Origin of the sequence: Pseudarthrobacter sulfonivorans (genome assembly GCF_024391045.1) — a bacterium.
Classification (GTDB): domain Bacteria; phylum Actinomycetota; class Actinomycetes; order Actinomycetales; family Micrococcaceae; genus Arthrobacter; species Arthrobacter sulfonivorans_B.
This window is the reverse complement of the sequence record NZ_JANFCZ010000029.1, coordinates 25,180-49,306: the sequence shown is the minus strand read 5'-3', so window position 1 is coordinate 49,306 and position 24,127 is coordinate 25,180. Positions and strand designations below refer to the sequence as shown.

At 65.7% G+C, this 24,127-nt stretch carries 21 protein-coding genes and 1 tRNA gene; 8 read left to right on the top strand and 14 right to left on the bottom strand.

The features are described 5' to 3' along the window. Both NQJ30_RS16465 and pknB read left to right on the top strand, forming a co-directional pair. Positions 1-717: lytic transglycosylase (locus NQJ30_RS16465; RefSeq protein WP_255771190.1), on the top strand; the 717-nt coding region annotated here is incomplete at its 5' end. A gap of 113 nt (positions 718-830) precedes the next feature. Further along, positions 831-2,921, top strand: coding sequence for a Stk1 family PASTA domain-containing Ser/Thr kinase (gene pknB, locus NQJ30_RS16460; RefSeq protein ID WP_255771189.1), 2,091 nt, complete (start codon positions 831-833; stop codon positions 2,919-2,921). A gap of 148 nt (positions 2,922-3,069) precedes the next feature. Here pknB and NQJ30_RS16455 read toward each other — a convergent pair whose 3' ends face one another. Together NQJ30_RS16455 and NQJ30_RS16450 are read right to left on the bottom strand one after the other, a co-directional pair. Continuing rightward, a complete protein-coding gene (locus NQJ30_RS16455) occupies positions 3,070-4,461 on the bottom strand; it encodes a class II 3-deoxy-7-phosphoheptulonate synthase (protein ID WP_255771188.1) in 1,392 nt (463 codons plus the stop codon). Positions 4,462-4,526: 65 nt separating this feature from the next. Beyond that, positions 4,527-5,285: a lysophospholipid acyltransferase family protein gene (locus NQJ30_RS16450; RefSeq protein ID WP_255771187.1), complete on the bottom strand. Its 759-nt coding sequence runs from the start codon at positions 5,283-5,285 to the stop codon at positions 4,527-4,529. A 111-nt stretch (positions 5,286-5,396) separates the two neighbouring features. Between NQJ30_RS16450 and NQJ30_RS16445 the strand changes: the two genes are divergently transcribed. Genes NQJ30_RS16445 through NQJ30_RS16435 form a run of 3 tightly spaced genes read left to right on the top strand, consistent with a single transcriptional unit; the run spans position 5,397 to position 7,721 of the window. Beyond that, positions 5,397-6,263, top strand: a complete 867-nt coding sequence (locus tag NQJ30_RS16445) for an alpha/beta hydrolase (RefSeq protein WP_255771186.1) — start codon at positions 5,397-5,399, stop codon at positions 6,261-6,263. Next, entirely contained in the window at positions 6,260-7,054 is a 795-nt protein-coding gene (locus NQJ30_RS16440) for an alpha/beta hydrolase (RefSeq protein WP_255771185.1), read from the top strand. The genes NQJ30_RS16445 and NQJ30_RS16440 overlap by 4 nt, the downstream gene beginning before the upstream one ends. Then, positions 7,047-7,721, top strand: a complete 675-nt coding sequence (locus NQJ30_RS16435) for a hypothetical protein (RefSeq protein ID WP_255771184.1) — start codon at positions 7,047-7,049, stop codon at positions 7,719-7,721. Before NQJ30_RS16440 ends, NQJ30_RS16435 begins: the two co-directional genes overlap by 8 nt. A 61-nt stretch (positions 7,722-7,782) precedes the next feature. Here the strand turns inward: NQJ30_RS16435 and NQJ30_RS16430 are convergent, their stop codons facing one another. Then, entirely contained in the window at positions 7,783-8,868 is a 1,086-nt protein-coding gene (locus NQJ30_RS16430) for an ROK family glucokinase (RefSeq protein WP_255771183.1), read from the bottom strand. A gap of 177 nt (positions 8,869-9,045) precedes the next feature. Between NQJ30_RS16430 and NQJ30_RS16425 the strand changes: the two genes are divergently transcribed. After that, positions 9,046-10,863 (top strand): AMP-dependent synthetase/ligase, encoded by a 1,818-nt coding sequence (locus NQJ30_RS16425; RefSeq protein WP_255771182.1) that lies wholly within the window; start codon positions 9,046-9,048, stop codon positions 10,861-10,863. Positions 10,864-10,971: 108 nt separating this feature from the next. On the opposite strand, the gene NQJ30_RS16420 is transcribed toward NQJ30_RS16425, so the two are convergent. Continuing rightward, positions 10,972-14,367, bottom strand: coding sequence for a pyruvate carboxylase (locus NQJ30_RS16420; protein ID WP_255771181.1), 3,396 nt, complete (start codon positions 14,365-14,367; stop codon positions 10,972-10,974). A gap of 306 nt (positions 14,368-14,673) precedes the next feature. Here NQJ30_RS16420 and NQJ30_RS16415 point away from each other — a divergent pair, with 306 nt between their 5' ends. After that, a complete protein-coding gene (locus tag NQJ30_RS16415) occupies positions 14,674-15,495 on the top strand; it encodes a ParA family protein (protein WP_255771180.1) in 822 nt (273 codons plus the stop codon). Between the two features lie 85 nt (positions 15,496-15,580). Here NQJ30_RS16415 and NQJ30_RS16410 read toward each other — a convergent pair whose 3' ends face one another. The 5 genes from NQJ30_RS16410 to gcvH all read right to left on the bottom strand — a co-directional run bounded on the left by NQJ30_RS16410 (position 15,581) and on the right by gcvH (position 18,665). Then, complete coding sequence (locus tag NQJ30_RS16410; protein WP_255771179.1) at positions 15,581-16,177, bottom strand: MerR family transcriptional regulator; 597 nt, start codon at positions 16,175-16,177, stop codon at positions 15,581-15,583. A 237-nt stretch (positions 16,178-16,414) separates the two neighbouring features. Then, the gene (locus NQJ30_RS16405) at positions 16,415-16,918 is read right to left on the bottom strand and encodes a bifunctional nuclease family protein (RefSeq protein WP_255771178.1); all 504 of its coding nucleotides are present in this window, start codon (positions 16,916-16,918) and stop codon (positions 16,415-16,417) included. After that, positions 16,918-17,634: a transcriptional regulator FtsR gene (ftsR, locus tag NQJ30_RS16400; RefSeq protein WP_255771193.1), complete on the bottom strand. Its 717-nt coding sequence runs from the start codon at positions 17,632-17,634 to the stop codon at positions 16,918-16,920. The genes NQJ30_RS16405 and ftsR overlap by 1 nt, the downstream gene beginning before the upstream one ends. Positions 17,635-17,657: 23 nt before the next feature. Further along, positions 17,658-18,134, bottom strand: a complete 477-nt coding sequence (locus tag NQJ30_RS16395; RefSeq protein WP_255771177.1) for an FHA domain-containing protein — start codon at positions 18,132-18,134, stop codon at positions 17,658-17,660. 144 nt (positions 18,135-18,278) lie between these two features. After that, the gene (gene gcvH, locus NQJ30_RS16390; RefSeq protein ID WP_190988958.1) at positions 18,279-18,665 is read right to left on the bottom strand and encodes a glycine cleavage system protein GcvH; all 387 of its coding nucleotides are present in this window, start codon (positions 18,663-18,665) and stop codon (positions 18,279-18,281) included. 158 nt (positions 18,666-18,823) lie between these two features. Between gcvH and NQJ30_RS16385 the strand changes: the two genes are divergently transcribed. Next, on the top strand, positions 18,824-19,693 hold the full coding sequence (locus tag NQJ30_RS16385) for an Fpg/Nei family DNA glycosylase (protein WP_255771176.1): 870 nt from the start codon (positions 18,824-18,826) through the stop codon (positions 19,691-19,693). Positions 19,694-19,807: 114 nt separating this feature from the next. On the opposite strand, the gene NQJ30_RS16380 is transcribed toward NQJ30_RS16385, so the two are convergent. From NQJ30_RS16380 to NQJ30_RS16360, 5 genes are all read right to left on the bottom strand, one after another. Continuing rightward, positions 19,808-19,884: transfer RNA gene (locus NQJ30_RS16380), tRNA-Pro, on the bottom strand. Between the two features lie 147 nt (positions 19,885-20,031). Continuing rightward, the gene (gene der / locus NQJ30_RS16375; protein ID WP_255771175.1) at positions 20,032-21,582 is read right to left on the bottom strand and encodes a ribosome biogenesis GTPase Der; all 1,551 of its coding nucleotides are present in this window, start codon (positions 21,580-21,582) and stop codon (positions 20,032-20,034) included. Continuing rightward, complete coding sequence (locus tag NQJ30_RS16370; RefSeq protein WP_255771192.1) at positions 21,579-22,274, bottom strand: lysophospholipid acyltransferase family protein; 696 nt, start codon at positions 22,272-22,274, stop codon at positions 21,579-21,581. The genes der and NQJ30_RS16370 overlap by 4 nt, the downstream gene beginning before the upstream one ends. Positions 22,275-22,302: 28 nt before the next feature. After that, positions 22,303-23,016 carry a (d)CMP kinase gene (cmk, locus tag NQJ30_RS16365; RefSeq protein ID WP_255771174.1) on the bottom strand — a complete coding sequence of 238 codons (714 nt, stop codon included), beginning with the start codon at positions 23,014-23,016 and terminating at the stop codon, positions 22,303-22,305. Then, positions 23,016-24,125 carry a prephenate dehydrogenase gene (locus NQJ30_RS16360; protein ID WP_255771173.1) on the bottom strand — a complete coding sequence of 370 codons (1,110 nt, stop codon included), beginning with the start codon at positions 24,123-24,125 and terminating at the stop codon, positions 23,016-23,018. Before NQJ30_RS16360 ends, cmk begins: the two co-directional genes overlap by 1 nt. Between the last annotated feature and the right edge of the window lie 2 nt (positions 24,126-24,127).

Below are 24,127 nucleotides of genomic sequence, written 5' to 3'. Positions count from 1 at the left end.
GCCCCGGCTCCTGCTCCCGCGGCTCCCGCCGCAGCTCCCGGTGGTTCGTACACCATCAAGGCCGGCGACACCCTGTCCGCCATCGCCTCGAAACACGGCGTGAAGCTCTCAGAAATCCTGTCCGCCAACCAGCTGAGCATGACCACGGTCATCTACCCCGGCAACAAACTGGTCATCCCGGGCGGCTCCATCCAGCCGGCGTCGTCCACTCCGGCAGCCACCGTGACCCCGTTGGTGCCGAGCTCGTTCCTTGGCTTCAGCTACCCTGAGGCCGTGGTCAGCTCCGCCAACCAGAACAAGGCCCTGCTGAACGCCGCACCGGTCCCGTCCCGGGATGAGATGCGGTCCATCGTGGCTGACACGGCCCGCGCGATGGGGGTGGAGCCGTCCCTGGCCCTGGCCTTCGCGTACCAGGAATCGGGCTTCAACCAGCGCGCGGTTTCGCCCGCCAACGCCATCGGCACCATGCAGGTGATTCCGACCTCCGGCGAGTGGGCCTCCGACCTGGTGGGACGGAAGCTGAACCTGCTGGATCCCTACGACAACGCGACTGCCGGTGTTGCCATCATCAAGCGGCTGATTGCCACCAGCAAGGACGTGGACACGGCCATCGCCGGTTACTACCAGGGCCAGTACTCCGTGAGCAAGTACGGCATGTACGACGACACCAAGGCATATGTTGCCGCCATCAAGGCGCACCAGAAGAACTTCGGCTAGGCCACCACAGCGCAACATTCCGGGGGTTGCCGAAACCAACACCCGGGATAACGATAAGGGTCCGGACCGCACGTCGGTTCGGACCCTTTTCGTTGCGGGATTAGGATCGTAAGGTGCAGGAACAAGTGTCGGACCGTCTCGTTGGAACGCTGGTGGATAACCGCTACGCCGTCCATTCCAAGCTCGCGCGCGGAGGCATGTCCACGGTCTATCTGGCCACGGACCTCCGGCTGGAGCGGGATGTTGCCCTTAAAGTCCTTCATCCCCACCTCGCTACGGATGAGACCTTCCTGGACCGGCTCGGCCGCGAGGCCAAAGCCGCTGCAAAACTGTCACACCCGCACGTTGTGGGGGTACTGGACCAGGGCAACGACGGCGTGACGGCGTACCTGGTCATGGAGTACATCAAGGGCCATACGCTGCGCGACGTCATCAGGTCGAAGGGTGCCCTGCCTCCCCGGCTGGCGCTTGCCCTGATCGATCCCGTGGTGGAAGGCCTCGGCGAGGCCCATGCCGCCGGTCTGATCCATCGCGACGTCAAGCCGGAGAACGTCCTCATCGCCGACGACGGCCGGATCAAGATCGGCGACTTCGGACTGGCCCGGGCGGTGACCGCGACCACCAGTACAGGAGCCCTGATCGGCACGGTGGGCTATCTCGCCCCCGAGCTTGTCCTGGGGAAGACAGCCGACGCCCGCAGCGACATCTACTCGGTGGGCATCATGCTGTACGAGATGCTCACCGGCCAGCAGCCGTACGACGGCGAAGTACCCATCCAAGTGGCCTATCAGCACGTGAACGAGTCAGTTGGGCCGCCGTCGGCCCTGGTGCCGGGGCTCGCCGCCGAAATGGATGAGCTGGTTCAATGGTGCACCGCCAACGATCCCGAAAACCGGCCCGTGGATGGCCATGCGCTCCTCCAGGAGCTGCGCCACATCCGGACCAACCTCACGAATGCCGAGCTGGACCTCCGGCCTCCTGCGGCGGTCGCGGCCGGACAGCCCAATGCCACTGAGATCATCGCGCGGACCAACAATCCCACGGCGGTGTTGTCGTCGTCCCTGAGCCGGCCACGGCCCGAGCAGCCCTCGCGGCCACCGCATGCGCCGTACCCGCCGCATGCCCTGTACCCCCCGGATGATCCGTATCCGCCGGAGCCGCAGGGCATCCACTACGAACAGGATTTCGCGGACCAGGCCGGGGCCCCGGAATCCTCCCCGCTCAGCAAACGCGCACAGCGCAAACTCGACCGTGAGGATGAGAAGGCACGGTTGCGGGCAGCCGCGACACCGGTCCGGAGCCTGCGTGAGGGAAACCCACGCCGCCGCGGCATCCTGTGGATCGTCGCCCTGATCATCATTGCGCTGCTTGCCACCGGGGCCGGCTGGTTCTTCGGCATGGGCCCTGGCGCATCCGCCACCATTCCCGCCGTCGCCAACAAGTCAGTGGCACAAGCACAGCAGTTGTTGAGCCAGGCGGGCTTTCAGTCCCGGACCAACGACGTTTTCGACGACGACGTGCCATCGGGGCTTGTGGTGGGCTCCGAACCGACGGCTGGTACGGCGATCAGGAAATTCCAGCCAGTGGCGCTCTTTGTCTCCAAGGGGCCGCAGTTGTTTGAGCTGCCAAAACTGACCGGTGGAACCCTGGACCAGGCAAAGGTTGCGCTCAACAAGGCAGAGATGGCCCTGGGCAACGTCGCGGAACAGTATGACGATGCGGTGGCCGCCGGTGTTGTGCTCACCCAGGATCCGGCCTCGGGAACCCCCGCCCGGCACGGCACTCCGGTGAACCTGCTGATATCAAAAGGCCCGCAGCCCATTCCGGTGCCGTCAGTGGTGGGCAAGGACGAGAACGACGCCGTCGATGCCATCGAAGCTGCCGGGCTGAAGGCTGACGTCGCCGCCGCGGAGGTCTTCGACCGCAAGATCCCGGAAGGGGCAGTGGTCAGCCAATCCCCCGCAAACGGCACGCTGACCAAGGGCGGCACCGTGACACTGACCCTCTCCAAGGGACCCAGAATGGTGCAGGTGCCTGACTTCGTGGGCAAGCAGGCAGTGGACGCCGAGCGCGAGCTCCGAAAACTCGGCTTTGACGTGAAGATCAACAACTTCCTGGGCGGCTTCTTCGGTACGGTCCGCACCCAGGACCCCGTCAACACCGAGGTTCCGGAAGGGTCCGTCATCACACTCACCGTGGTGTAACGGGATTTCGTGCCGCCTTGCGTCACGTCAGGCACTGTTTAGGCAGTGCGCTGCGGGGCCGGCCCCGCCATTCCGCGGGCAATTGGTGCCGGGAACACCAATAGGGTGCCTCCCGTGACGTGAAGTCCGGAAGGCACCCTCCCGGCTGTCAGTGCTTGGCCAGCGCGCCCGCTACCAGGAATGCCATCTCGAGGGACTGCATGTGGTTCAGCCGGGGGTCGCAGACCGATTCGTACTTATCGAGGAACGACTCCTGGTCCACCGGATCGGCACCGCCGAGGCACTCAGCAACGTCGTCGCCGGTCATCTCCACGTGCAGGCCCCCGGGAACGGTGCCCAGTGCATGGTGCACTTCGAAGAACCCGCGCACTTCGTCAATAACGTCGTCGAAATTCCGCGTCTTGTAGCCGTTGGGCGACGTGACGGTGTTGCCATGCATCGGGTCCGTGACCCAGAGCACCTGCGCGCCGGAGGCGGTGACCTTTTCGACGACGGCGGGAAGCTTCTCGCGGATGTTGCCCGCACCCATGCGCGTGATGAAGGTCAGACGGCCGGGTTCGCGTTCCGGGTCCAGTTTGTCGATGAGGCGCAGGGCGTCGTCCCCGGTGGTGGACGGGCCGAGCTTCACGCCGATGGGGTTGCGGACGCGGGACAGGAAATCGACGTGGGCGTCCTCGAGTCCGCGGGTCCGCTCCCCGATCCACAGGAAGTGCGCCGAAGTGTCATAAGGGAACCCGGTGCGGGAGTCAATGCGGGTCAGTGCCCGTTCGTAGTCCAGCAGCAGGGCTTCATGACTCGCGAAGAATTCCACGCGCTTGAGTGCTTCGAAGTCGGCGCCGCAGGAGGCCATGAACTTGATGGCCCGGTCGATGTCCCGGGCCAGGGACTCGTAGCGGGCGTGCGCGGGGTTCTCCGTGAAGCCCTTGTTCCACTGGTGCACCGAGCGAAGGTCCGCGAACCCGCCCTGCGTGAAGGCCCTGATGAGGTTCAGGGTGGACGCGGACGTGTGGTACGCCCGGAGCATCCGCGAGGCGTCGTGGCCGCGGGATTCGGGCGTGAATTCGTAGCCGTTGACGATGTCGCCGCGGTAGGCGGGCAACGTCACGCCGTCGCGGGTCTCATCGTTGGAGGACCGGGGCTTGGCGAACTGGCCGGCCATGCGGCCCATTTTGATGACGGGCATCGCGGCACCGTACGTGAGGACCACTGCCATCTGCAGGATGGTCTTGACGCGGGCGCTGATCTTGTCCGCGGTGGCGGCTTCAAAGGTCTCCGCGCAGTCACCGCCCTGAAGAAGGAACGCCTTGCCTTGGGCGGCAGCTGCCAGCCGCTCGCGCAGGACGTCCACCTCGCCGGCGAAAACCAGCGGCGGGAGCACGGAGAGTTCGCGGACGGAGGCGTCAAAGACATCCTTGTCCTGCCAGTCCGGCTGCTGGGAAATTGGAAGATCCCGCCAGTCATCAAGGCCAGGGTAATTGGCAGCTCCGCTCTGGGCGGTGCCGGACAGCGAAAAGGCAGGTTTTGCAGATAGCTCAGTCACTATCTAAGACTAATGCGCGCCGGACTCTTCGGGACACCCGGCCGTCACGCGTCGGGAGATCGGCGTCACAGTGCGCCTGCGGCCGGGTCCTTGCCGTCCGGGTCGGCGGTTTCGGAGCCGGCGGTTTCGGCCCCGGTGGTCTCGGCCCCGGCGAGCCGCAGCTTCACAACTGACGCGTATTCGTCCACATACTCCTGTCCGGAGAGCCGCATCAGCTCGTACATGATCTCGTCGGTGACCTTGCGCTGCACCAGGCGGTCATCGGCCTGGTCCGCGTACTGGCTGAAATCCAGCGGCGTCCCGAAGATCATGCCGATCCGGCGGATGTTGGGCAGCCGTTTCCCGATGGGCTGGACCTTGTCCGTGCCGATCATCGCCACGGGAATGACCGGCACGCCGGCCTGCAGGGCGAGCCTTGCCACGCCCACTTTGCCGCGGTACAGGCGCGCGTCGGGGCTGCGGGTCCCCTCGGGGTAGATCCCCAGCAGGCCTCCGCCGGTGAGGACGTCCATGCCGGCGTTCAGCGACACCGCGGACGCTGCCCCGCCGGACCTGTCCATGGGCAGTTGATTGGTGAGCCTGAAGAACATTGCCGTCAGCCGGCCTTTGACCCCGGTGCCCGTGAAGTACTCGGACTTTGCCAGGAAAACCACGGGCCGCCGCACCATCAGCGGCATAAAGATGGAGTCCGAAAATGACAGGTGGTTCGAGGCGATGATGGCCGCGCCCTCCGCCGGGACGTTGTCCAGGCCCTTGACCCAGGGGCGGAAAAGAAGCCGCAGTACCGGCCCCAGGAAGATCCTTTTCATGACCCAATAAAACACGTGTCGAACCTCTCCCGAAGCCTGCCGGCCAGCCCGCCGTTGGGTCAGGCCAGCACCTCAATGAAACCCTACTCTAGTGAGATTTGTCGCGAAGAGTGACACGATGGAGTCATGACAGAAAGCAGCACACCGCCCCGGCCTGCTGCCTTCAGCTACTCCGGCCACGGACCTAACGCCAGGACCGGGATTGCCATCTGCCACGGCTTTACCGGCAGCCCGCTTAGTGTGTTGCCGTGGGCTGAAGAGCTCGCCGCGCAGGGTTTCGCAGTATCGGTTCCCCTCCTTCCGGGCCACGGAACTGACTGGAAACAGCTTGCACGCTCCAATTGGCGGGAATGGTACGGAACCTTCGAAGCTGCCTACCAGGAACTGAACGCCCGCACGGACCAGTGTTTTGTGGCCGGCTTGTCCATGGGCGGCGCCATCGCGCTGCTGACCGCTGCCCGGCATCCGGTGGCAGGCGTTTCGGTGGTCAACCCGGGTCTCAGCTTCTACGATCGCCGCGTCCGCATCATCGGCGTTCTCAAGTACTTCCAGCGGACCACGGTACCCATCCAGGAAGAACAGACGACGGCGCCGGCAACTGACGACGGCGACTACTCCCTCACGCCGTTGGCGGCAGTGCATGAACTCAAGAAGCTCTTCGGCGCCACCGTCCGCGAGCTGCACAGAGTCAACGCCCCGGTGCAGGTCTTCAAGTCCACCGCCGACGCGGTGGTGCCCCCCACCTCCCTAAGCACGATGCGGCGCCGGCTGGGCCCGCGGCTGGTTGACGTGGTTGAACTCCACAACAGTGGCCACGTGGCCACCCTGGACCTTGACGCTCCGGAAATCTTCAAACGATCCGTCCGGTTCTTCCTGGACCATTCGGCCGGTGATCATTCGGCCAGTGATCATCCGCCTCGTGGCCATTCCGGCGGAACGGCCGGCCCTGCGCACACTGCAGAACTCACCCAACCCACTTCGGAGACCTCATGACCAGCCTTCCGGACCACAGTCCCTTCAGCAGTCCGGCCACCGGGGACGGAGCCCGGATCGGGGTGGTGCTCTCGCACGGTTTCACGGGGAGCCCGCATGGGCTCCGCCACTGGGCCCAGTCACTCGCTGATGCCGGCTTCGCCGTCCGCATGCCGTTGCTGCCGGGCCACGGCACCAGCTGGCAGGAGTTGGCACGGACCCGTTGGCCCCAGTGGCATTCCGCCCTGGACGACGCCTTCCTCGACCTCGACGGCCAGTGCGACCATGTCTTCGCCGCCGGGCTGAGCATGGGTGGTGCGCTGGCTCTCCGGATCGCCGCCACCAGGCCGGTCAACGGCGTCATCCTGGTCAATCCCGGGCTGGTCATCGATGATCCCCGCGCCCCGCTGGCCGGCATCCTGAAGCTTGTCCTGAAGAGCACTCCGGCGATCGCCAACGACATCCTGAAGCCCGGCATGGACGAAGGGGCCTATGCGCGGACGCCGGTGGCCGCCGCCCACGAACTCAACAAAATGTTCAAGGACACCATCCGGCTGCTCCCCCGCGTCACGGCGCCGGTCCGCGTGTTTCGGTCAACGGTGGACCATGTGGTCTCGGACTCAAGCATCCGGGCCTTGCGCGGCGGCCTGGTCAACGCTCCCCTCACGTTGACCACCCTCGCGAACAGCTACCACGTGGCCACACTCGATCACGACGCCCCGGAAATTTTCCGCGGGTCCGTAGACTTCATCCGGACTGTGCTGGCCAACGCTGCCGCAGCCGAACTGAAGGAGGGCGCCGCCCATGACTAGGCCGGACTCAGGTTCACCGGACCAGAGCGCAAACCAGGACGACGCCGTATGGCTCGATCTTGTTGCCCGCTTGGAGGGCACCTCCACCGAGAACGGCCGCGCTGCGGGCGGAAGTACGGCGGAGGACGCAACGGCACCCTTCGATCCGGACCGCCCGGACAACGAGCCAGGCATGGAAGATCCCGGCAAGCCAGGCCCGGGCCCGGCCGGCACCTCCGGACGGCCCGCGGTCTTCAGCGACTTTGACCCCCTGGGCCTCGCCGGCCGCGCTCCCACGGAGTTGTCCGCGGCCGAACGCGCGGCGGCGGCGCGGACCGGCGGCACCGGTCAGTCAGGGTCCAACGATGCCGCCGCCGGAAGCGGCGGGAACAACCAGGACCGGGCGGACGGCAACGACGGTCCGAGGGACTATGCGGTGGAGGACGACGGCGGCGATTTTGTCCCGGCGGAACCGCCAAGCCTTTCCGGAACAGACCCGCTGACCATGCTCGCGTGGCTTGGCGCCGTGGGTGGCCCGATTGCACTGCTCCTGTCAGCCATGTTCTGGCGGTCAGCGCCGCTGCTGGCCATAGTGGGCATCGTCTCGGTCTTCATCCTGGCTGTGGTCTACCTGATCATGAAACTGCCGCAGGAAAAAGACGACAACGACGACGGCGCCCGCGTCTAAAGCCCGCGCCTAGAAGTTCCCGCGAAAGTCCCGCGTCTGGAAGGTCCCCCTTCCAAAAGGTTCAGGCGCGGCTGCTGACCCGCGAGAGGTCCGCCGCACCGATCAGCCCGGCGTTGGGTCCGAGCGCGGCCAGTTCGATGCCGGCGGCGGGGCGGAAGCCGCGGCCGGTCAGATTCCTGGCGAATGCTTTGCGGGCCGGTTCCACCAGCAGGTCGCCTGCTGAGCAGAGGCCGCCGCCGATCACGAACAGTCCCGGGTCCAGCGAGGCGGCGAGATTCGCCAGGCCCAGGCCGAGCCACTCGCCCACTTCGTCGAGAAGCTCACGGCAGGCGGCGTCACCGGCCAGGGCGAGTTCGGTGACTATCGCGCCGGTGATCAGGTCCGGTTTCCCTCCCACCGCGGCCAGCAGCTCCTGGGCGACGGGCGAATTGGCCGCGGCCAGGATCCTCGCCTCGCGGCCGAGGGCATTGCCTGAGGCATATTGTTCCCAGCATCCCCGGTTGCCGCACTCACACCGGTGTCCGCCCGGCATGATGATTTGGTGGCCAAATTCGCCCGCGACTCCAAACCGTCCGCGCTCCAAGCGCCCGTCCATCACCATGGCGCCGCCGATGCCGGTGCCGAGCGTGATGCACACCAGCCTGCTCTCCCCCTGCCCCGCCCCGAAGCGCCATTCCGCCCACGCGGCAGCATCGGCGTCGTTCGTCAGCAGGACGGGCCGGCGCAGCAGGCGCTGCAGGTTCGCCCGCAGCGGCTCGTTGCGCCAAGCGAGGTGCGGGCTGAAGAGCACTGTTCCGCCGTCGAGATCCATCCAGCCTGCCGCGCCGATGCCCACGGACCGGATCCGATGGTCGGCGCCCAGCTCGTCCACCAGCTCCACAATGACCTGTTCCACGGCGCGCGGATCGCTGCCGGGTGTGGACCGCCGCCCCGCGCTGAGGATCCGGCCGTCAGCATCCACCACGCCGGCGGCCACTTTGGTGCCGCCGATATCGATGCCGATCGCCAGGCCCTTCCGCCCGAGCCTCGGGTTCGCGCGGAACTTCGCACTGCGCCAGGTCTGTTGGCGGCGGACAAGGGGCCGTTGCCGCCAAGGCACTGGCCGTCCGGGCGGACTGGCCTGCTCACGGGGGGACGCTGCGTACATAGTGACTCATTCTAGGCGCGCTGCCCGGCCGGGTTCCGCCAGGCAGCCCCCGCATCTACCCGCACCCTTTGACTCCTATGTTACTGACCAGTAGGTTTGTGACTGCACGACCACTTAGCAGGCGTATTAGTCTTTAGGGACACCCTGTGCGGGTCAACGGATATCAAAGGAGCTATAGTGCGCGAATTCAGTGTTCCGCCACTGGTTGTTGTCCCACCGGAAACCAACATCACCGATCTGGTGCTGCGGCAGGCCGCCAAGTCCAGCAACCCGGCATTGTTTTCGCGGCTCGACTCCGCAGGCTCTTGGCGGGACGTGTCCGCAAAGGAGTTCCTGGCAGACGTTTCCGCGCTGGCAAAGGGCCTGATCGCAAGCGGTGTAGCCGCCGGCGACCGTGTCGGCATTATGTCCCGCACCCGCTACGAGTGGGCCCTCGTGGACTTCGCCATCTGGTTCGCAGGGGCAGTCTCGGTGCCCATCTACGAGACCTCGTCGCCCTCGCAGGTCGCCTGGAATCTCGGCGACTCGGGCGCCGTCGCCGCCTTCGGCGAGTCCGCCCATCACGAGGACATCATCCGTCAGGCCGCCAGTTCCGAGGGGCTCACTGCTCTCCAGCACGTCTGGCAGCTCGAAGGCGGCGGGCTGGACGCGGTCCGCGAGGCGGGCCGCGATGTGAGCGATACCGACCTTGAAAAGCGTCGGACCTTCGCGGGCCTCACTGACGTGGCCACCGTTATCTACACTTCCGGCACCACCGGCCGGCCCAAGGGCTGCGAGCTCACACACGGCAACTTCGTGGAGCTTTCCGACAACACGCTGGCCATCCTGGGCGACGTCGTCAATGAGCAGGCCAAAACCATCATGTTCCTGCCGCTGGCCCACGTTTTTGCGCGCTTCATTTCGGTCCTGGCGGTTGCCGCCGGCGCCACCGTGGCACACACTCCCGACATCAAAAACCTCCTCGCCGACCTGCAGAGCTATCAGCCCACGTTCATCCTGGCTGTCCCACGCGTGTTCGAGAAGGTCTACAACTCGGCGCTGACCAAGGCGGAGGACGGCGGCAAGGGCGCCATCTTCCACAAGGCCGCAGAGACCGCCATCGCCTTCTCCAAAGCCCGCCAGGCGGGACACGTGGGTCTGGGGCTAAGGCTCAAGCACACCCTGTTCGACAAACTCGTGTACGGAAAGCTGCGCGCGGCCATGGGCGGGAATGTTTCCCATGCGGTGTCCGGCGGCGGACCACTCGGCGAACGGCTGGGCCACTTCTTCCAGGGCATCGGCCTGCAGATCCTGGAGGGCTACGGCCTGACGGAAACCACCGCCCCCATCTCCGTGAACACCCCGGCCCTGATCAAGATCGGGTCCGTGGGCAAGCCCCTGCCGGGCAACTCGGTCAAAATTGCCGACGACGGCGAAATCCTTGCCAAGGGAGTCTGCGTCATGCGGGGCTACTACAACCTCGAAAGCCTGACAGCGGAAACCTTCGGCGACGGCTGGCTGCGCACCGGTGACATTGGCCGCCTCGATGAGGACGGTTTCCTGTGGATCACCGGCCGGAAGAAGGAAATCATCGTCACGGCCGGCGGCAAGAACGTCATACCGGCCCTTTTGGAGGACCAGATCCGCGCTGACGCGTTGGTCTCGCAGGTCCTGGTGGTCGGTGACAACAGGCCCTTCATCGGCGCCCTGGTCACCCTCGACCAGGAAGCGCTCCCCGGCTGGCTGCAGCGCCACGGACTGCCGGAGTCCACCACCCTTGAAGAGGCGGTGGAGAATCCCGTGGTCAAGGCGGCGGTGCAGGATCTCATCACCCAGGCCAACACGTCCGTGTCCCAGGCCGAAGCCATCAAGTCCTTCCGGATTGTCGCGTCGGACTTCACCGAGGCGTCCGGCCACCTGACCCCGTCCATGAAAGTGAAGCGGGCCCAGGTGATGAAGGACTTCGAAACGGTCATCGAGGAGATGTACGCCGCGAAGCGCACCTCCAACGTCTAGTACAACTAACGCGTCAGCTAACTGACGCGAGAACCAAAACGCGGGGTCACTTCTCGCCCGTCCGTAGCACTCGGATTGGCGCGAAGTGACCCCGCGTTGTTGCAGGCCTTACTCCACCACGAGGAGGAGGTCACCGCCCTGGACCTGCTCCACCGCTGATATGGCGAGGCGCGATACCTTGCCGCCCACCGGCGTCGTGATGGATGCTTCCATCTTCATCGCCTCGATGGTGGCCACGGTGTCGCCCGCGTTGACCGAATCGCCGGCTTTGACGGTCACCGTGACCGCGCCCGCAAACGGCGCCGCAACGTGGCCCTGCTGCGCGGGATCGGCCTTCTCGGCTGCCTTGACGTTGCTCACCACGGAACGGTCACGGACGACGACGGGACGGGACTGGCCGTTCAGCGTACACATCACTGTACGCATGCCCTTCTCGTCCGCCTCCGAGACCGCCTCCAGGGAAGCAATCAGCCGGACACCCTTTTCGAGCTGAATTTCGTGCTCGGCGCCCCGCTGAAGCCCGTAGAGGTAATCCCTGGTGTCGAGCACCGAGATGTTGCCGTAGGTTTCCACGCTCTTCAGGTAGTCCTTGGTGGGACCGTCGAAGAGCAGCCGGTTGAGGGTGCCCTGCCGCGTTTTGGAATCACCCTTGAGCGCGGCGCTGTCCTCCGGGCTGAGGTCTACGTCGCGGACCTTGATGCGGCGGCCCTGCAGTGCCTTGGTACGGAAGGGTTCCGGCCAGCCTCCGGGCGGGTCGCCGAGTTCGCCGGACAGGAACCCGATGACGGAATCGGGGATGTCGTAGTTTTGCGGGTTGTCGTTGAAGTCGGCGGGATCCGCGTTGAGTCCCACCAGGTGCAGTGCCAGGTCGCCCACAACCTTTGACGACGGCGTGACCTTGACCAGGTGGCCGAGGATACGGTCCGCGGCGGTGTACATGTCCTCGATCGCTTCGAAACGCTCCCCGAGTCCCAGCGCAATGGCCTGCTGGCGCAGGTTGGACAGCTGTCCGCCCGGGATCTCGTGCTTGTAGACCCGGCCGGTCGGGCCCGGCAGGCCCGATTCGAACGGTGCATAGACGCGCCGCACGGCTTCCCAGTATGGCTCCAGGGAGCTGACGGCATCCAGGTCCAGGCCGGTGTCCCGCGGGGTGTGGGCCAGTGCCGCCACGAGGGCGGAAGCCGAGACCTGGCTGGTGGTGCCGGCCAGCGACGCCGACGCGACGTCCACAGCATCCACGCCAGCGTCAACTGCCGCCATCAGGGTTGCCAGCTGGCCGCCTGCGGTGTCGTGGGTGTGAAGGTGGACCGGCAGGTCGAACCGCTCGCGCAGGGCTGCCACAAGCTTGGCGGCTGCTGCGGGCCTGAGCAGGCCTGCCATGTCCTTGATGGCCAGGATGTGTGCGCCGGCGTCCACAATCCGCTGCGCGAGTTCCAGGTAGTAATCCAGCGTGTAAAGCTTCTCGTCCGGGTTCAGCAGGTCACCGGTGTAGCACAGGGCCACCTCGGCCACCGCAGTTCCGGTGGCCCGGACCGCGCGGATGGCCGGAGCCATCTGGTTCACGTCATTGAGCGCGTCGAAGATGCGGAAGATGTCGATGCCGGTGGCCGCGGCTTCGTTGACGAAAGCCTCCGTCACCTCTTCCGGGTACGGCGTGTAACCCACGGTGTTCCGGCCGCGCAGCAGCATCTGCAGGCAGACGTTGGGCAGCGCTTTGCGAAGGGCCGCCAGGCGGTCCCAAGGGTCCTCGCCCAGGAAGCGCAGCGCCACGTCGTAGGTGGCACCTCCCCAGGCTTCAACGGACAGGAGTTCCGGCAGCAGCGCGGTGACTGCCGGACCTGCCGCCACGAGGTCCCGGGTCCGGACCCGGGTCGCCAGCAGCGACTGGTGGGCGTCACGGAACGTGGTGTCGGTAACGGCGACAGGCGTCTGCTCCCGCAGGGCCTTCGCGAATCCTTCCGGGCCGAGCTCCTGGAGACGCTGGCGGGAACCGGACACCGGCTGCAGGTCACCCACGGCAGGCAGCTTCGCCGCCGGATCCGAATGCACGGTGAGCTCGCCGTTGGGCTTGTTCACTGTGACCTCGGCCAGCCAGGTGAGCAGCTTGGTGCCGCGGTCAGCAGAGACCCGGGCCTTCAGGAGCTGGGGCCGCTCGTCAATGAAGTTGGTGGCCACGTTCCCGGCGATGAAGTCCGGATCGTCCAGCACCGCCTGCAGGAACGAGATGTTCGTAGAGACGCCTCGGATGCGGAATTCGGCCAGAGCACGGCGGGCCCGGGCAACAGCGGCCGGGTAGTCGCGGCCGCGGCAGCTCAACTTCACCAGCATGGAGTCGAAGTGGGGGCTGATCTCGGCACCCGAGTAAACGGTGCCGCCGTCGAGCCTTACACCGGCGCCGCCGGCGGAGCGGTACCCGGTGATCTTCCCGACGTCGGGACGGAACCCGTTGGCCGGATCCTCCGTGGTGATGCGGCACTGCAGTGCTGCGCCCCGGAGCCTGACCGTCTCCTGTGAGAGGCCGAGGTCCGCGAGGGTTTCGCCGGACGCGATCCGCAGCTGGGCCTGCACCAGGTCCACGTCGGTCACTTCCTCGGTGACGGTGTGTTCCACCTGGATGCGGGGGTTCATTTCGATGAAGACGTGCTGGCCGGCGCGTTCGCCCACCGTGTCCACCAGGAACTCGACGGTTCCGGCGTTGACGTAGTTCAGGGCCTTGGCAAACTTCACGGCGTCGCGGTACAGCGCCTGGCGGATGCCTTCGTCCAGGTTGGGCGCGGGTGCGATCTCAACGACCTTCTGGTGGCGGCGCTGGATGGAGCAGTCACGCTCGAACAGGTGCATGACATTGCCCTCGGCGTCTGCCAGGATCTGCACCTCGATGTGGCGCGGACGAAGGACCGCCTGTTCCAGGAACATGGTGGGGTCACCGAATGCGGCGTCGGCCTCGCGCATGGCCGCCTGCAGTGCTTCCGGAAGGGCTTCCCTGGTGTCTACACGGCGCATGCCGCGCCCGCCGCCGCCGGCCACGGCCTTGGCGAAGATGGGGAAGCCGATTTCGTCGGCAGCGGCGATCAGTTCGTCCACGTCCTTGGACGGCTCGCTCGACTTCAGGACGGGAACGCCCGCGTCACGAGCGGCCTTCAGGGCCGCCACTTTGTTGCCGGCCAGTTCCAGCACCTCGGCCGGCGGTCCGACAAACGTGATGCCGGCTTCCTTTGCGGCGCGGGCAAGGTCCGGGTTTTCCGAGAGGAAACCGTACCCGGGGTAGATGGCGTCGGCACCGGACTCCTTAGCCACCCGGACGACCTCCGCGACGTCCAGGTAGGCCCGCACCGGGTGGCCCTCTTCACCGATCAGATACGCCTCGTCGGCCTTCTGGCGGTGGATCGAGTTACGGTCCTCGTTGGGAAAGACGGCAACGGTCTTGGCGCCCAGCTCGTAGCCGGCGCGGAAGGCCCTGATCGCGATTTCGCCGCGGTTGGCCACCAGAATCTTGGAAAACATACTTCTCCTGCATCATCGCGGGTGTATCGATAGGTGGTGACAGTGTCTAAGACCTGTGCAGGCAAACACAAATCATTGTGGCCACAGTCACACAAACTTCCGTCATGTCCCGCGCGTATCGACGGGCGCCGGCAGAAACGGTCCGCCGCCCGGACCGCAAAGCCATGCCGGTTTCCCCCGATGAGGCGGTAATCGCCGGCATAGCCACATATGATGAGTAAGGCGGCAGGGGCCGCCCGGCTTCGGCACTGCCGGAGCAAACACTACCCCCAACACGGCATCCGGCGTTAGGTTTTGGTCTCACAAGTGCAAGTAGTCAGCATCAGCAGCCTCAAGGGTGGAGTCGGCAAGACTTCCGTCACCACAGGATTGGCGTCTGCGGCGCTTGCCGCGGGCGTTCCCACACTGGTGGTGGATCTGGATCCCCATGCGGATGCGACCACGGCCCTGGGTGTCCAGCCCGGCGACCAGCTGGACATCGGCAGGATGCTCAAAAGCCCTCGCCGCGCCAAGCTGGCTGAGAACGTTGCGGGCAGTACCTGGACCGCGCGGGCGCACTCGAACGGATCCGGCCCGGCCGTACTGGACGTCGCCGTGGGCTCCGCCTACACCGGCATCTACGACCGGCCGGACCTTGGCCGCCGCGATCTCCGCCGGCTTTCCTCCGTCCTCGCCGGCGCCGAGGGCTACGACCTGGTGCTCATCGACTGCCCGCCATCCCTGAACGGACTGACCCGGATGGCCTGGTCCGCGAGCGACAAAGTGGCACTCGTGGCCGAGCCCGGGCTTTTTTCCGTGGCCGGCACGGAGCGGACCATGCGTGCCATCCAGCTCTTCAAACAGGAATTTGCGCCCAACCTCTCCGCCGCGGGCATCGTGGCCAACCGCGTACGCAGCGGCTCGTCCGAACACACCTACCGGCTTGCCGAGATGGAGTCCATGTTCGGCGAGCTGCTCCTGAATCCGCGGATTCCTGAACAGGCGAACTGGCAGCAGATCCAGGGCGCCGCCCACCCCGTGCACCACTGGCCGGGAGAGTCCGCCAAAACCACGGCCGCATTGTTCGACACCCTGCTCGCCAACCTTCTTGCGGCCGGCAGCGGCTTGCGCAACCGGACCCAGCGCTGATTTTCCCGGGCTCACCCCGGACACAAGAGTGGCCACCCGGGCCTGAATCCTTCAGGTCCGGGTGGCCACTCTTTATTGTCTTGCGTTAGCCCGTTTTGCGGGCAGCGCGCCGTTTGCTCAGCTCGTCGTCGGGAAAGGACTGCTCCGCCGCGTGCTCGCTCGGCAAGGAGGCAAGGCTGCCTTCAACTTCGCGCCAGACGCGGCCAACGGCGATCCCGAAGACCCCCTGCCCGCCCTGGACGAGGTCGATTACTTCGTCAGCGGAGGTGCATTCGTAGACGCTTGCGCCATCGCTCATCAGCGTGATCTGGGCCAGGTCCTCCACGCCGCGTTCGCGCAGGTGCTCCACGGCGGACCGGATCTGCTGAAGGGAGACGCCCGTGTCCAGGAGTCGTTTGACCACTTTGAGAACCAGGATGTCCCGGAAACCGTACAGCCGCTGCGAGCCGGATCCGGCGGCACCACGGACAGCAGGTTCAACGAGGCCGGTCCTGGCCCAGTAATCCAGCTGGCGGTAGGTAATGCCGGCTGCTTTGCAGGCGGTCGGGCCGCGGTAGCCGGCGTCTTCGTCCAGGACAGGGAGGTCTTCGGTAAACAGGAGGCCCTGGGCACCACTTGCCGGCAAAGCCACACCAGTTGCGGTGGGCTGCTTCAGTCCGCCTGCTTCGCCTTTGGGACTCACCTGGATCCTCCTTCGTGTAAGCTCCCGGGGACCACTGCACCAGCCAGTGCACGCATGAAGTCCATGTGTGTAATTTCGCGGGGTCGTACTTTTACAGTGTGACTTGCGGGGCTGCTGTAAGCAATGGGAGCTTGATACCTTCGACGTTAGGCCCGCGGGGGCCGCAGGTCAAAGACCCCGGACGGATCGCGCGGGCGTGTCGGAACTTTCAGCCTCCACTTTAACCTTAATGAGACCTTAGCCGTCGAAATCCTCGGGTTCCACGTCGTCCAGGAACTCCCGGAAGCGCCGCAGTTCCCGCTCCTCGTCCACCGTGGGACCGGGCTCGGTGTCCTCGCCCTCGTCGTGTTCGGTGATGCGCACCCCGGCTTCGTCCATCACCGAGTCAGCGCACCAGATGCGGCACTTTGCCCGCAGCGCAATGGCCAGTGCATCCGACGCCCGGGAACTGACGGTGATGCCGTTCTCGAACTGGAGCTGGCCGTAGAAGATGTTGTCCTCCACAGCCACGATATTCACGCTGACAACGGAATGCCCCAGGGATTCCACCACGTCCACGAGCAGGTCGTGGGTCATGGGCCGCGGGGGGACAACGCCTTGCTGGGCGAGGGCAATGGCGCTGGCTTCGGGGGTTCCAATCCAAATCGGCACATGGCGTTCACCATGCATCTCGCGGAGCAGGACCAGCGGCTGGTTGGACGGCAGTTCGATGCGAACGCCTACAATCTCGACTTCGATCATCAGATGTCCATACGCGAGATGCGGTCCTGCACCAGGGCCCGGTGCAGGATCAGGCAGAGGTCGGAAATTTCGCGGGCAGCTTCGGCGGCCCGCGCCTGGGAAGCGGAATCGCGACGGGACGCCAGCGGGGCAACCGCCCGCTCCACGAGCCCGAATTCGCGTTCCGCGGCGGCCTGGAAAGGACGCAGGTGGCGCGGCTCCAGGCCGTGGCCCTCCAACTGCACGCATGCCCTGGCCACTTGGAGCGCATGCTCATCAAACTTGCCGTTGCTGTGGCTGATGAGTCCAAAGCTCAGCAGCGATTGGAGCAGCGGGACGCTCGCACCCGATTCGGCCCGCAGCTGCTCTTCACTGAATTTCCGTCCTCGGTTTTGGAGCTCCGCTGCCAGTTCGTCGGAGACGATCCGCGGTGAAACCACGACGCCGGGGGGCAGGTTCTCGGGGCGTTCTCCCCTGTCGATCGCATCAAGATAGTCCTTGATGACTTTCAGGGGCAGATACTGGTCGCGCTGGAGTGCGAGCACAAAGCGGAGGCGCTCAACATCGCTCTCCGCGTACTGCCGGTAGCCGGCCGGGGTCCGGCGCGGGTTGATCAGACCCTTCTCCTCGAGGAACCTGATTTTCGACGCGCTCATACCGGGGAAGTCGGCGCTGAGTTGGGCGAGGACTTCCCCGATGTTCAGGACGTGGGGCCCCCGGCGTTCCGGTTGTGCCATTGCCACAGGCAAGCGTCCCTGAATCAGGCGCGGCCTGCTGCGCGGGCAGGGCTCAGGTAGAAGGTGAGGCGGAACTTGCCGATCTGGACTTCGTTCCCGGATTTGAGTTCAACACTGTCCACGCGGTCATGGTTGACGTACGTTCCGTTAAGGCTGCCGGTGTCCACCACTTCAAAGCTCCGGGGAGTGCGGCGGAACTCCACGTGGCGCCGGGAAACCGTGACGTCATCGAGGAAGATGTCCGCGTCCGGGTGCCGGCCGGCAGTGGTGATGTCCGAGTCCAGCAGGAAACGGGCGCCAGCGTTCGGTCCGCTGTGGGCAACCAAAAGCGCAGATCCGGCGGGCAGCGCCTCGACGGACAAGCGTTCCTCACTGGACAGCCTGGGGGCGATGATGGGTTCGTCCGTGACAGGGGTGAGATGGATCGAGGTGGTCTCCGAAGCCCTGGCCGCACCCGTGCCGTACTCACCTTCGGCATGGTCCTTCTTGTGGCCAACCATGGGCTTCCTCCTCTTTCGCTGCAGCTCGCATGCCTGCATTCAACATTTGCCGCGGGATACACCGCACCGTTCCGACGCGGGGCCCGCATCCGGCCGATGACGTGCGACGACGCCCCCTGGCCGGACCGGATAAACCCGTTACGTTTAGCCTACCTGCTGTTCGTACTCCGATGCACTGAGCAGCGAGTCCACGGCGTCGGCTTCGGCGAGCTTGATCTCTATCAGCCAGCCATCACCGTACGGATCCGTGTTAATCAGGGCCGAGTCGGTGTCGAGGGATTCGTTGCGCGCCACCACTTCGCCGCTGACCGGGGCGTAAATGTCGCTGACGCTCTTGGTGGATTCCACCTCGCCCACCACTTCATTCGCGGTCACCTTGCTGCCGGCCTCGGGCATCTGGGCGTAAACAACATCCCCGAGGGCGTCCTGGGCGAAATCGGTAATGCCCACACGGACCACGCCGTCGGCGTTCGGCGCGGTTACCCACTCGTGCTCGGCGGTGTAGGACAGGTCTTCGGGAATGTTGCTCATCAGGGGCCTTTCATCGGGTCAATCACCAATGTCAACGGGGCCTGGGAAACAAGCCGCCGGTGAAAGTATAGGCACAAGTCCCCGGGCGTTTGAGGATGATTCTGACATGATGGGACGCATGAGATCACAGCCACAGGAAACTGACGCCAGGTAGTCCCGTGCCGGAGCTACCCGAGGTTGCAGGCCTGGCAGGATTCCTGGACGTACAGCTGCGCGGCTCCGTGGTCCAGAAGGTCCAGATTGTCTCGTTCGCCGTCCTGAAGACCGCCGATCCGCCGTACACCGCGCTGGAGGGCAGCACTGTTACGGGTGTACGGCGCTTCGGTAAGTTCGTGTGCATCGACACCGAGGGGCCTTCCTTCGTCTTCCACCTCGCCCGGGCGGGCTGGGTCCGTTTCACCGACTCCCCCGCCGATACTCAACTCCGGCTGGGCAAGAGCCATATCGCCGCCAGGCTCACGTTCACCGGCCCCAATGGCCGCCATGGCATGGACCTCACCGAGGCCGGAACCAAGAAGAGCCTGGCGGTTTACGTAGTACGCGAACCCCGCGAGGTGCCGGGCATTGCGGCACTCGGTCCCGACCCGTTCAGCGACGGGTTCGACGCCAATACGCTCGCGGAAATTCTGGGCTCCAGTTCCCAGCAGATCAAAGGCCTCCTGCGGAGCCAGGGGGTTATTGCCGGGATTGGCAACGCCTACAGCGACGAAATCCTCCACGCCGCCAGGATTTCCCCGTTCGCGATCGCCAAATCCCTGGACCGCGCCACGGTGCAGGTCCTCTACGATTCGATCCACGGCATCCTGGGAACGGCCCTGGCCGAAGCCGCAGGCAAGCCGCCCAGTGAACTCAAGGACGTCAAGCGCAGCCATATGCGGGTCCATGCCCGCACGGGCGAGCCCTGCCCGGTCTGTGGGGATACCGTCCGGGAAGTCTCGTTCGCGGACACCGCACTGCAGTACTGCCCTACGTGCCAGACGCATGGAAAGATCCTGGCCGACCGCAGGACATCCAGGTTCCTGAAGTAGCTCCGGTTCCTGAAGTAACTTCAGGGGCAGCGGCGGCAGCATTTCTGCATCGCGGGTGGGCCGCCTACGCAAAAGGGCCGTTTGCCGGTATAAATACCGGCAAACGGCCCTTCATGGTCGGGCTGACAGGATTTGAACCTGCGACCCCTTGACCCCCAGTCAAGTGCGCTACCAAGCTGCGCTACAGCCCGTCAGTTCCGCCGTTCTCCGCTGCGTTTACTCCCAGTGTTAGCCAGGATTTCAACTCAGCAGTCCGGCCGAACCACCTTGAAAAGCTTACACGATCCCGGAGGGTGCAAGTGACACTTTGCCACCCACACGCCCCCGGTGTGTCGGAATTAACGCTGTTTGCCGCGCTTTTCGCGTACCCGCATGTTCACTTCGATGGGTGTGCCTTCGAAACCGAAGGTTTCACGGAGCCTGCGGGTGATGAAGCGGCGGTAGCCCGGATCCAGGAATCCGGTGGTGAACAGCACGAACTTCGGCGGCCGGCTCGATGCCTGCGTGCCGAAGAGGATGCGCGGCTGCTTGCCGCCGCGGACCGGGTGCGGGTGCGCTGCCACGAGTTCACCCAGGAAGGCATTCAGCCTGCCGGTGGGGATGCGCTTGTCCCAGCTTTCCAGGGCGAGGTCCAGGGCAGGCACCAGACGGTCCTTGTGCCAGCCGGTCAGCGCCGAGATGTTGACCCGCGGGGCCCAGGCCACATGGGCCAGGTCCCGCTCGATCTCGCGTTCCAGGTAGATGCGGCGTTCGTCGTCGAGCAGGTCCCACTTGTTGAACGCCAGCACCAGGGCCCGGCCGGACTCGATGGCCAGCTGCAGGATGCGGACATCCTGTTCGCTGAGCACCTCATCGACTGCGAGGAGCACGACGGCGACCTCCGCCTTCTCGAGCGCGGCCTGCGTACGCAGCGAGGCGTAGTAGTCCGCGCCCTGCGCCATGTGCTGGCGGCGGCGGATACCTGCGGTATCAACAAACCGCCATGTCCGGTCACCCAGGTCAATGAATTCGTCCACGGGGTCCCGGGTGGTGCCGGCGGTGTTGTCCACCACCACACGTTCGGAGCCCGCGAGCTTGTTCAGGAGCGATGACTTGCCCACGTTGGGGCGGCCGATCAGGGCGATGCGGCGCGGTCCGCCCGAGCGTTCGAGGCCCTCGATGGTGGAGAATTCCGGCAGGACGTCCATGACATGGTCCAGGAGGTCCGCCACGCCGCGGCCGTGCAGGGCCGAGACCGGGTAGGGTTCGCCGAAGCCCAGGCCCCACAGGGTGGCGGAGTCTGCCTCCTGGGCGAAGTCATCCACCTTGTTGGCCACCATGATGACCGGTTTCTTGCTGCGGCGGAGCATCTTCATGACGCCCTCGTCAGTGGCAGTGGCTCCGACAGCCGAATCCACCACGAAGAGCACGGCGTCGGCCAGTTCCACGGCCATTTCGGCCTGTTCCGCCACGCGCGCATGGATGCCGCGGGCATCATGCTCCCAGCCGCCGGTGTCCACCAGGGTGAAGTTGCGCCCGTTCCAGTGCGCCGAATACATGACGCGGTCGCGCGTGACACCCGGAGTATCTTCCACGACGGCTTCGCGGCGGCCCAGGATGCGGTTGACCAGCGTTGACTTGCCCACGTTGGGGCGCCCGATGATGGCCAGGACGGGGTCGAGCTTGACCGGACCGTCGAAGTCATCGTCGTCATAGTCCCCGCTGAGGAGGGCCGCATCGTCTTCGTCGAGGTCGTAGTCCGCCAGGCCGGCCCGGAGCGAGGCGGCGCGAAGCTCCGCTTCGTCGTCGCCAATGGCGGCCAGCCGTTCGGCCACCTGGTCCGTGCCGGTGGGCGTGTATTCGTCTTCGCCGGCGCCTAAAGGGCCGGAGGTTTGAGTCGTATCGCTCATTGCACTTTCCTTAAGTGGTGATCTGCCGGCGTCCCGGCTACTGCTGTGAAGTTCGTGCGGGAATCCGCGTCGGGCAAAGGCTGCCCGCTGTGTTCGATGGTGTCCTGGACGTGGCCCGCCAGCGCAGCGCGGATTTCCGATCCCGCTCTGTCCATTGAAGCACGGCCTGTTTCGCCGGGGTTCCGGCTGAGGGTGAGGGCGTTCCCGAAGCTGACGTGGAAACGCCGCCCGGGCCTGGGTACGGTGTCGAGGTGTTCGCTGCCTGTCCGGGTGCCGAGGATCGCAACTGGCACCACGGGCGCCCCCGAGTTCAGGGCCAGCCAGGCGACCCCGTTGTTGATGTCCGCTGCCTGCCCGCTCCCCCGCGTACCTTCGGGAAGGATCCCGATGCAACGGCCGGCGTCGAGCACGTCCTTACCCAGCTGCAGTGCTGCCCGGTCCCCGGAACGGTCCACGGGCAGTTGGCCGGAGGCATGGAGGATCCGGCCAAGGAAGCCCTTGAACATCTCTTTCTTGACGAGGATGTGCATGGGGCGCGGGGACGCGCCGAACATCACCGGCCCGTCCAGGAAGCTGATGTGGTTGCCGGCAAAAATGACCGGTCCGCCGGTGGGTACGTTGTGCCGGCCGGTGACTGACGTCCGGTACACCACGTGGTCCAGGAACCAGCCCACCGGCCGGCTCCAGGCCATGGTCAGGCCGGAGGGAAGCGCGGCGCGGTCAGTCACGGTTGAGGACCTTTGTCACGATCACCAGGGCGGCGTCAACTGTCTCGGTGAAGTCCAGGTCCGACGAATCAAGCGTGACCACGCCGTCGGCTGCCTGGGTGAAGTTCACTACCGTGGAGTCCTTCGCATCGCGCTGGGTCACCTGCGCGGCCAGCTGTTCCGGGCTCTGGGTGCCGCCCAGCTGGATGCCGCGGCGGCGCAGCCGGGCTTCCTCGCTGGCGGTCAGCAGCATCCGGACTTCAGCGCCGGGCGCGACGACGGTGGTGATGTCCCGCCCTTCCACCACCATGCGCCGGTGGTGCTTTTCGATGAGTTCACGCTGCCGGCGGATCAGTTCCGTCCGGGCGCCCAGGGTGGTGGCCACCGCACTGACCGCCGACGAAATGGCTGGCTCGCGGATGGCATCGGTGACGTCGGTCCCGTCCACGCGCACGTACTCCGTCTGGGGTGTGGTGCTGATGTCCAGGACGAGGTCCCGGGCCGCCTGCTCGACGGCGGCGGCGTCGGCGAGGTCAATTCCGCCGGTGACGCAGAACCAGGTGAGGGCCCGGTACATGGCTCCGGTGTCCAGGTAGGCGAGGTGCAGCCTGCGGGCCACTTCCTTGCTGACGCTGGATTTGCCGGACCCGGAAGGCCCGTCAATGGCGACCACCAAAGGCCGGCCGACGCGCAGGGCGGGCACGGTGTGAAGAAGTTCCTGTGTCATTACTGCAGTACCCGCCATCCGCGGTCGTTGAGTGCTTCGATCAGGTGGTCAAGCTTGTTGGGCAGCACGGAGATCTCCACCATGCCGACGTTCTGCCCCGAGGAGTGGTCAAGGTGGAGGTCTTCGAGGTTGACGCCAATCTCACCAATTTCCGTGAGGAGCCGGGCGATCTGGCCCGGCGTGTCATCCACCAGGACGGTGAGCCACGAATACGCCTGCGGCGGACCGCCGTGCTTGCCCGGGATGCGGGCCTGCCCGGCGTTGCCTTCGCTGATCAGCTGGGCAAGGTCCAGGCGGGCGCCCGGTGCCAAGGGCTCCTCCAGGGTGCCGATGAGCCGGTTAAGGTCCTCGCGGACACCGTAGAGGATCTCCACCACTTTCGTGGAGTTGCCGCCCAGAATCTGGACCCACAGGGTGGGGTCGCTGGCAGCGATCCTGGTGACGTCCCGCAGCCCGTTGCCGGCGAGGGACAGAGCGTGCAGCGGCGTCCCCTGCAGGCGGCTGGCCAGCAGGGAGGACATGATCTGGGGCAGGTGCGAGACCAGGGCAACGGCCTGGTCGTGTTCATCAGCCGAAAACTCGGAAACTACCGCGCCAAGATCCGTTGCCAGCGAACGCGCTGTCTGCACGGCAGCAGCGGTTGACTCCGGGCCGGGGCACAGGACCCACGGCATGGACGTAAAGAGTTCGCCGCGGGCGGCAACGGGACCGGACTTTTCGCGGCCCGCCATCGGGTGCGTGCCCACATAACGGGTCAGGTCCGCGCCGCTGCCCTGGAGCTCAGCCAGGATGGCGGCTTTGACGCTGGCAATGTCCACCACCACGGAGTCCGGGTAGGCGGCCAGCGCCTTGGCTACTTCCGTAGCCGTCACATCCGGCGGTGCCGCCACGACTACCAGCTCCGGCGATTCATCCCGGAGCATGCCCAACGGCTGGCCGGCGCCGATGTCCACGGCAACGGCCTGGTTGGTGGGCGACGGATCGGAGAGGAACACCGGCACGCCGCGCCCCCGAAGGCCCAGCCCGATGCTGGTACCGAGCAGGCCGGTGCCGATCACCACGACCGGACCATTGAGGTGTCCCCGCCCGTGCGAGCGAAATGCGGACATGC